The sequence below is a fragment of the Clostridia bacterium genome (assembly GCA_012840125.1).
Lineage (GTDB): Bacteria > Bacillota > DULZ01 > DULZ01 > DULZ01 > DULZ01.
Genome location: DULZ01000047.1, coordinates 23036 through 30417 on the forward strand (window position 1 = coordinate 23036; position 7382 = coordinate 30417).

The 7382-nt window shown below is 53.4% G+C and carries 7 protein-coding genes and 1 tRNA gene; all 8 read right to left on the minus strand.

All coding sequences use genetic code 11. The features are described 5' to 3' along the window. Positions 1 to 9: 9 nt before the first annotated feature. Positions 10 to 1440 carry a sugar kinase gene (locus GXX34_05880; protein HHW07049.1) on the minus strand — a complete coding sequence of 477 codons (1431 nt, stop codon included), beginning with the start codon at positions 1438 to 1440 and terminating at the stop codon, positions 10 to 12. A gap of 5 nt (positions 1441 to 1445) precedes the next feature. After that, positions 1446 to 2222: an SDR family oxidoreductase gene (locus tag GXX34_05885; GenBank protein ID HHW07050.1), complete on the minus strand. Its 777-nt coding sequence runs from the start codon at positions 2220 to 2222 to the stop codon at positions 1446 to 1448. Between the two features lie 118 nt (positions 2223 to 2340). Further along, positions 2341 to 2904, minus strand: coding sequence for a glycerol-3-phosphate responsive antiterminator (locus GXX34_05890; protein HHW07051.1), 564 nt, complete (start codon positions 2902 to 2904; stop codon positions 2341 to 2343). Between the two features lie 353 nt (positions 2905 to 3257). Beyond that, positions 3258 to 4517, minus strand: a complete 1260-nt coding sequence (gene clpX, locus GXX34_05895; GenBank protein HHW07052.1) for an ATP-dependent Clp protease ATP-binding subunit ClpX — start codon at positions 4515 to 4517, stop codon at positions 3258 to 3260. Between the two features lie 18 nt (positions 4518 to 4535). Continuing rightward, positions 4536 to 5135: an ATP-dependent Clp endopeptidase proteolytic subunit ClpP gene (gene clpP / locus GXX34_05900; protein HHW07053.1), complete on the minus strand. Its 600-nt coding sequence runs from the start codon at positions 5133 to 5135 to the stop codon at positions 4536 to 4538. Between the two features lie 26 nt (positions 5136 to 5161). Continuing rightward, positions 5162 to 6508, minus strand: coding sequence for a trigger factor (locus GXX34_05905; GenBank protein ID HHW07054.1), 1347 nt, complete (start codon positions 6506 to 6508; stop codon positions 5162 to 5164). A 197-nt stretch (positions 6509 to 6705) separates the two neighbouring features. Next, positions 6706 to 6780, minus strand: a tRNA-Gly gene (locus tag GXX34_05910). Between the two features lie 69 nt (positions 6781 to 6849). Next, positions 6850 to 7382, minus strand: a 533-nt coding sequence (locus GXX34_05915; GenBank protein ID HHW07055.1) for a polysaccharide deacetylase family protein, incomplete at its 5' end; no start/stop codon positions are given.

Below are 7382 nucleotides of genomic sequence, written 5' to 3' on the forward strand. Positions count from 1 at the left end.
TGCCCCTTTCTAGCCGAATAGCGGATAGGCCTTCTTTAATATCTCGTCAGTATAAAGCGTGATTTCCCGGTAAACTTCGTTCATCTTGCCGTAAAACTCCGTGTGCGCCGGCACCGGCATAAACTCATCCCGCACCCGCACCATGGCTGCCACCGCCTCCTCGAAGCCGGGATAAATGCCGGCCGCCACCGCCGCGCAGATGGCCGAGCCCAGGCTGGCCGCCCCGTTGACCACCGTGCGCCGGGCCGGCAGCCCGTACACGTCGGCAAAAACCTGCATGAACAGGTCACCGCTGGAACCGCCGCCGGAGACCATCAGGCTCTCCGGCGCCAGCCCCAGCTCTTTCAGCATAACGTCGGAATGGTTTTTCATGGTGAGGGCGATACCTTCCACCACGGAGCGGTACATGTGCCGCCAGTTGTGCCGGCCGCTGAAGCCAATCATCAGGCCTTTCTTGTAGGGCTTGTCCCCTGGCGCCAGCCAATCCAGCACCGTCATCAGCCCCTCGCTTCCCACCGGCACCTTGGCCGCTTCCCGGTTCAGGTAGTCCTCCACCGAGAGGCCGGCGCGCCTTGCCGCTTCCGCGGGGTCGCTGCCCAAAAGATCGATGAGCCAGCTTACCGTCCACATGCCCCGCCGGATGCCGCCGCTCTCGTACAGGTACCGGTACGGGATGCAAGCCAGGTTGGTGTAAAAGGACTCTGCCTTCTTGATGTGCCTGTCGCCCGGCACCATAGAGGTGATGTAGGTTCCCAGGGACACCAGGATAGTCTTCTGGTCCAACAGCCCGGCCCCCAGGGCTTCCACCGCCTTATCGTTGGCGGTGGCCACCACCGGGATACCGGCCGGGATGCCCGTCTCCTCCGCCACTTCCTCCAGCAGGTAACCGGCAATATCCCCCGGATTCTGCAACTCGAACAGCATCTCCCGCTTGAGCCCGTACTGCCTGATCACTTCGTCCTCCGCGTGCCATTGCCAGGTATCCTTGTCCAGGGGCCACTGGTACTCGCAGTTGGCCGCCGTGTCGCGGAACTGCCCGGTCAGCCTCCCGGTCATGTAGCCGGTAGTGGTGGTGACATAGCGCACCCTGGGGTCGGTGTGCTCGTAAGGTCTGGACAGGCGGATATCCATCCAGCTCTGCACCGGCGACGCCAGCATCCCGTTCTCATCCAGCAGAACGCGGCAGCAGCGTATGGTGCACAAGCCCAACCCCACAATTTCCTCCGGCTTCCCGGGAAAGTTCTTCATGGCTTCCCGGCTGGCCGCCACGAACGAGTCGTACAGGTCGTCGTCGGGGTGTTCCACGAAGCCTTCCGGGGACAGGATCATGGGACGCAAGTCCTTTTTGCCCTGGGCCACCACCCGGCCATACTCGTCAAAGATCACAACTTTGGTGCTCTGTGAGCCGCCGTCCACGCCAATCAAGTACCGCACAGCCACGCCTCCTACCTTACCAGGTATCCCCCGTCCACCACGAGGATGTGCCCGTTCATGTAGTCCGAGGCCTTACTGGCCAGGAATACCAGGGCTCCCATCAGGTCCAGGGGTTCTCCCCACCGGCCCGCCGGTATATGCTCCAAGACCCTGCGGTTAGCCTCCGGATCTTTCCTGGTTTGCGCGGTGATCTCCGTGGCAAAGTAACCAGGCGCCAGCCCGTTCACCTGGATGCCGAACTGGGCCAGTTCGTCGCAATAAGCTTTGGTAAAACCGGCCAGGCCGTGCTTGGTGGCCGCATAGGCCGGTGACCACTGGCCGCCCAGGAAAGAAAACAGGGAGCAGATATTGATGATTTTCCCGCTTCCCTGCGGGATCATCCTCCTGGCGCAAGCCAGCGCCATCTCAAAGGCAGCCGTCAAGTTCACGTTCACCATGAGGTCCCACTCCTGGCGGCCGAACTTCAAGACATCCTTGACATTCTTGCATACGCCGGCGCTGTTCACCAGGATGTCAACGGAGCCAAAAGCATCCACACAAGCTTGCACGATCCTCTCCGGTGCGCCTTCTTCGGTAAGGTCCACCACCATGAACTCCGCGCGCACGCCCTCGGCTTCGATTAAATCCTTGATCGAGGTATCATCAACCAGACTCGGGATGAACACGTTGGCCCCGGCTTTCGCCAGTGCCAGGGAAAAGGCACGCCCCAAGCCGGTATTGCCGCCGGTCACAATGGCATTTTTCCCGTCCAACCTGAAGAAATCCATGTTGAAGCTCTCAATGCCCATCCTAATCTCCTCCTGAAAAACAAAAATGAGAGAAAAGTATATTCCTCGCGGAATTACTTTCCTCTCATTCTCTAGTAATTCACAATTTAAATATAATACTAATTGCTTGAATTGTCAATCACAAGGACCATACATCCTGATTAGTCGAGCAAATGGACGTAGCGCCGGCACCAAGGGCCGCCACCACATCCTCCTTGGTGCACACCAGGCCGCCGGCAATCACGGGAATTTTTACCTTTTCTACCACCCAGGAAATCATCCTGGGCCATCCCGGCAGCACTTCCAGGAAATCCGGCTGGGCGATCTCCAGTTGCTTTTCCAGGTTCTCGTAGGAGAAGGAGTCAACTACGAAATAGCGGTGGATGGCCAACAAGCCCAGGGCCTTGGCGGCCCTGATCATGGCCGCCTTGTTGCTTAAAATACCGTCCGCCTCCGAATTTTTCTTCAAGTACTCCACCACGATTTCCTTGCTGGCAAACCCCTCTATCAGGTCCACGTTGACAAAAACGATCTTGCCGCTCTCCTTCAGCTTCCTCACGATCTCGCCGATGTTCAGCACGTTGCCGTACAGGACAAAAACTATCTGCCCGTCTGCTTCGAGCACGGCTTTTAGGCCGTCATCGTTCTTGATGGCCGGAATGATGGGTTGATCTCCCAGCAATTCCTTGATCCTCTCTTTCATGGCACACCCCGGAACATAAAGGCATAATTGCATGAACTCAAGTCAAGAACACATGAATACAAGGTTACTAAAAGAATTCAACATTTTTTTATGATTCCCTTCAAGAAACGGGATGCATCCCACTTCTTTTCAAGCCGGTTTTTGCGCCCTTTCAGCCGTGGCGGCACCCGCGGCGCCCCAGCACTGTCTTTTGCAATACCCGTAAGGTGTGGCGTTAACACGGAATTCGGGATAGTGGAAACTCCGAATCCTAACATATGACAAACAACCAAAAATAACAACAAAAAAAGCTCCTCGCGGCAGCGAAAATCCTATAATGGACACTGCCTGGCATAAGAGGAGCAGTTCTTTCGTCAAGCGGTTTCTTCTTTTTTCTTTTTGCGGTTCTCGGAAAGAAGCAGCGGTTCCTCCCTGCGGAGCACTACATCCTTGGTGATCACGCACTTCGTCACATCTTTCCGTGAAGGAAGCTCATACATGACGTTCATCATGATGTCCTCAATGATGGATCTGAGTCCCCGCGCGCCGGTTTCTCGCTTGATAGCTTCCTGGGCGATGGCTTCCAGGCTGTCCGGCTTGAACTCCAGTTCCACCCCGTCCAGCTCAAACAGCTTCTGGTACTGCTTCACTAAGGCGTTTTTCGGTTCCGTCAGGATCCGGACCAGAGCCGCCTCATCCAAAGCATCCAAGGTCACGATCACCGGCAGCCGGCCCACAAACTCGGGGATCAAACCGTATTTCAGCAAGTCTACGGGTAAAATATGCCGCAAGATTTCGCCGATAGGTTTATCGCGCTTGCCGACGATCTCCGCCCCAAAGCCCAGGGATTTCCTACCGATCCGGTTTTGGATGATTTTATCCAGGCCGTCAAAGGCACCGCCGCAGATGAACAGGATGTTGGTGGTATCCAGTTGGATGAACTCCTGGTGCGGGTGTTTCCGCCCACCTTGCGGGGGCACGCTGGCGATGGTTCCTTCCAGGATCTTTAACAATGCCTGCTGCACACCTTCGCCGGACACGTCCCTGGTAATGGAGGGATTCTCCGACTTGCGGGCGATTTTGTCGATCTCATCGATGTAGATAATGCCTTTTTCCGCCTTCTCAATGTCATAATCCGCCGCTTGAATGAGCTTGAGGAGGATATTCTCCACATCTTCGCCCACATAGCCGGCTTCCGTCAAGGAGGTAGCATCGGCAATGGCAAAAGGAACATTGAGGATGCGGGCCAAGGTCTGGGCCAGCAATGTCTTGCCGCTCCCCGTCGGCCCGATCATGATGATATTGGACTTCTGGAGCTCCACGTCATCAATCTTCATACCCAGATTGATGCGTTTATAGTGGTTATAAACGGCCACGGCCAAAGCCTTTTTGGCGTCCTCCTGGCCCACCACATACTGGTCCAGTATTTCTTTGATCTCCACCGGCTTGGGGATTTCCCCCATATCCATGCCGAACTCTTCGCTGAGCTCTTCTTCAATGATCTCATTGCAGAGTTCGATGCATTCATCGCATATATAGACGCTTGGACCTGCCACCAGTTTTTTCACCTGGTCTTGAGGTTTGCCGCAAAAAGAGCATTTTAGCTGCCCTTTTTCATCGGTATATTTGTACATAATGTCACCCCGCCTGTGTTATTTGCGAAGCTCATCACGACGAGTAATTACTTCATCGATTATACCGTACTCCTTGGCTTCCATGGCGGTCATGAAAAAGTCCCTGTCAGTATCTCTAGCAATTTTTTCCAAGGGCTGGCCGGTACGCTCCGCCAAAATTCTATTCAAATGATCTCGCATCCTCATGATGCGCTTGGCATGAATCTCAATATCCACCGCCTGTCCTTGGGTACCTCCCAAAGGTTGGTGAATCATGATTTCACTGTTGGGCAATGCTTTCCGCTTGCCGGGTGAACCGGCGGCCAACAAGAAAGCACCCATGCTGGCCGCTAAGCCAACACAGATGGTGCAGACATCCGGGCGAATGTACTGCATGGTATCATAGATAGCCATCCCAGCAGTAATGGAGCCGCCGGGACTGTTGATATACAGGTTAATATCTTTATCGGGATCTTCAGCTTCCAGGAATAACATCTGGGCAATAACCAGGTTAGCTACATGATCGTCAATGGGACTGCCCAGGAAGATGATGCGGTCTTTCAGCAGCCTGGAATAGATGTCATAAGCTCTTTCCCCGCGGTTGGTCTGTTCTACCACAATCGGTACCAGAACTGACATAGTATCGACCTCTCTCTCTCCTTAGATTATTCAGCTGCTTCTGCTTTCTCCTCGGACTCCCCAGCTTTTGCCTCAGCAGCTACCTCTTTTACATTGGCTTCCCGGATCAAGAACTCGATGGTCTTCTCCGTGACAATATTTTGCTTCAGATCCTCCAACCTGTTGTGCAGCAGCATATTCCTGCGCACGTCCTCGATATCCTGTTTCATGGCTTCGGCAACCCTTTGCAGTTCCTTTTCCACATCTTCATCGCCAGCCTGGATGTTCTCCTGCTTGGCGATGGCTTCCAGGGTCAACTGGGCCAGCACGATTTCCCGGGCCCTTTCCCGGAACTCTTCCCTGAATTCTTGCTCGTTCTTGCCCAAGAACTGCATGTACTGCTCCAACTTCAACCCCTGCATCTCCAGATTATAGCTGAGATCGCCAATCATGTAATCAATTTGACGTTCAATGAGCACTGGTGGGATATCCACCTGCACATTGGCCGCAGCCTTCTGCACTACTTGTTCCCGCACGGCTACGTCGCTGCGCCGGTCGGCCTGTTCCTGCAGTTTTTGCTTAGCATCGGCTTTCAGCTCTTCCAAGGTATCGAATTCACTGATGTCCTTGGCAAACTCATCATCCAAGGGAGCCAGTTCCTTCCTGCGGACGCTCTTTACTTTAACCTTAAACACCGCTTCCTTCCCGGCATACTCCTCGTGATGGTAGTCCTCCGGGAAAGTGACGGTGATCTCTTTTTCCTCACCGATTTGCATCCCTACCAGCTGTTCTTCAAAGCCGGGGATGAAGCTGCGGGAGCCGATACGTAAGGTATAATCCTCCCCTTTTCCTCCTTCAAAGGCTTCGCCGTCCATGAAACCTTCAAAATCGATGACCGCCAGGTCATCGTCTTGCACATGCCCCTCCTCCAGGGTTTTCAACTGGGCATGACGTTCCTGGAGGGACTTGAGGTACTGATCCACATCCTCGTCGGTGACGGTCACCACCGGTTTTTCCACTTCCAACCCTTTATATTGACCTAAGGTAACCTCAGGCATCACGGTCACTTGTGCACGGAAAATAAAAGGCTTTCCTTTTTCTAACTGGACGATTTCCACCTCAGGCCGGTCAATGGGTTCAATCGCCGTTTCCTTCACTGCATCAGCGTAAGCACCGGGAAGCAAGCCGTCTGCAGCCTCTTGGTAGAGGATTTCAGACCCAATATATCTTTCCAGGATGGCTCTGGGAACCTTCCCTTTCCGGAAGCCGGGAATGGCATACTTATGTACCAGTCTCCGGTAAGCTTGCTCGGCAGCTTTTTCTAATTCCTCAGCATCCACCTCCACTTCCAGAACCATCTGGTTGCTCTCTATCTTTTCCACGTTGGCTTTCATTTATGCTCCCCCTGTTCATATTCATTTATATGTAATATTTTTTTAAAGCGTACCCTGTTCCTCTTGATCTATCCTTTTTCGCCTCTATTATACCATTTCCTGCTCAGCGCCCGCGTAAAATCACTCTAATAATAGAATAACACCTCGGACAGTCAGGACTGCCGAGGCTTGTCGAAGCACACCCCATAAATTAGAAATGGAGCGGAAAACGGGATTCGAACCCGCGACCCCCGCCTTGGCAAGGCGGTGCTCTACCACTGAGCTACTTCCGCTCGACAAACAGGACCTCTTAACGAACTCAATTATAACCTGTCCAGTCTTGCCCTGTCAAGCGTTTTTCCTCAATTATCTTTTCGATAGGGAATATTTAAGAGTTCCGGCACCGTTACAAACTGGTACCCTTCCTTCTTTAAGGTGGTGATAATCACCGGCAATGCCTCCACGGTACCGCTCAGATCCTCACCTGGCCCCCCCGCGGAATGCTGCAGGATGATGGCCCCATTGCGGATATTTTCCAAAATATTGGTCCGCACTTGTTCCCCGCTCAAGCCCTTCCAATCCAGGGAATCCACATTCCAAGCGATGATATAATAGCCGAGATTCGCCACTTGTTTCACGTTCTCCCGGTTTAAGGAGCCGTAAGGGGAGCGGAACAATTTCATCTTGTAACCCGCCACTTTTTCCACGAGACTTTCTACCTTTAGAATTTCCTCTGCAATCCTGGCCTCATCCAGTTTCATGAGATCAGGATGATTCCAGGTGTGGTTGCCGATGATATGGCCCTCATCGGCCATTCTTTTCAGCACCCCTTGATCAACTTCGGCTCTTTTGCCGATGACGAAAAAAGTAGCTTTAACATCATGCTCTTTTAAAA

Excerpts from the sequence above, each read along its gene's own strand:
- clpX (HHW07052.1), bottom strand. The coding sequence starts at position 4,517 with ATGTACAAATATACCGATGAAAAAGGGCAGCTAAAATGCTCTTTTTGC.
- GXX34_05890 (HHW07051.1), bottom strand. The coding sequence starts at position 2,904 with ATGAAAGAGAGGATCAAGGAATTGCTGGGAGATCAACCCATCATTCCG.
- clpP (HHW07053.1), bottom strand. The coding sequence starts at position 5,135 with ATGTCAGTTCTGGTACCGATTGTGGTAGAACAGACCAACCGCGGGGAA.
- GXX34_05905 (HHW07054.1), bottom strand. The coding sequence starts at position 6,508 with ATGAAAGCCAACGTGGAAAAGATAGAGAGCAACCAGATGGTTCTGGAA.
- GXX34_05885 (HHW07050.1), bottom strand. The coding sequence starts at position 2,222 with ATGGGCATTGAGAGCTTCAACATGGATTTCTTCAGGTTGGACGGGAAA.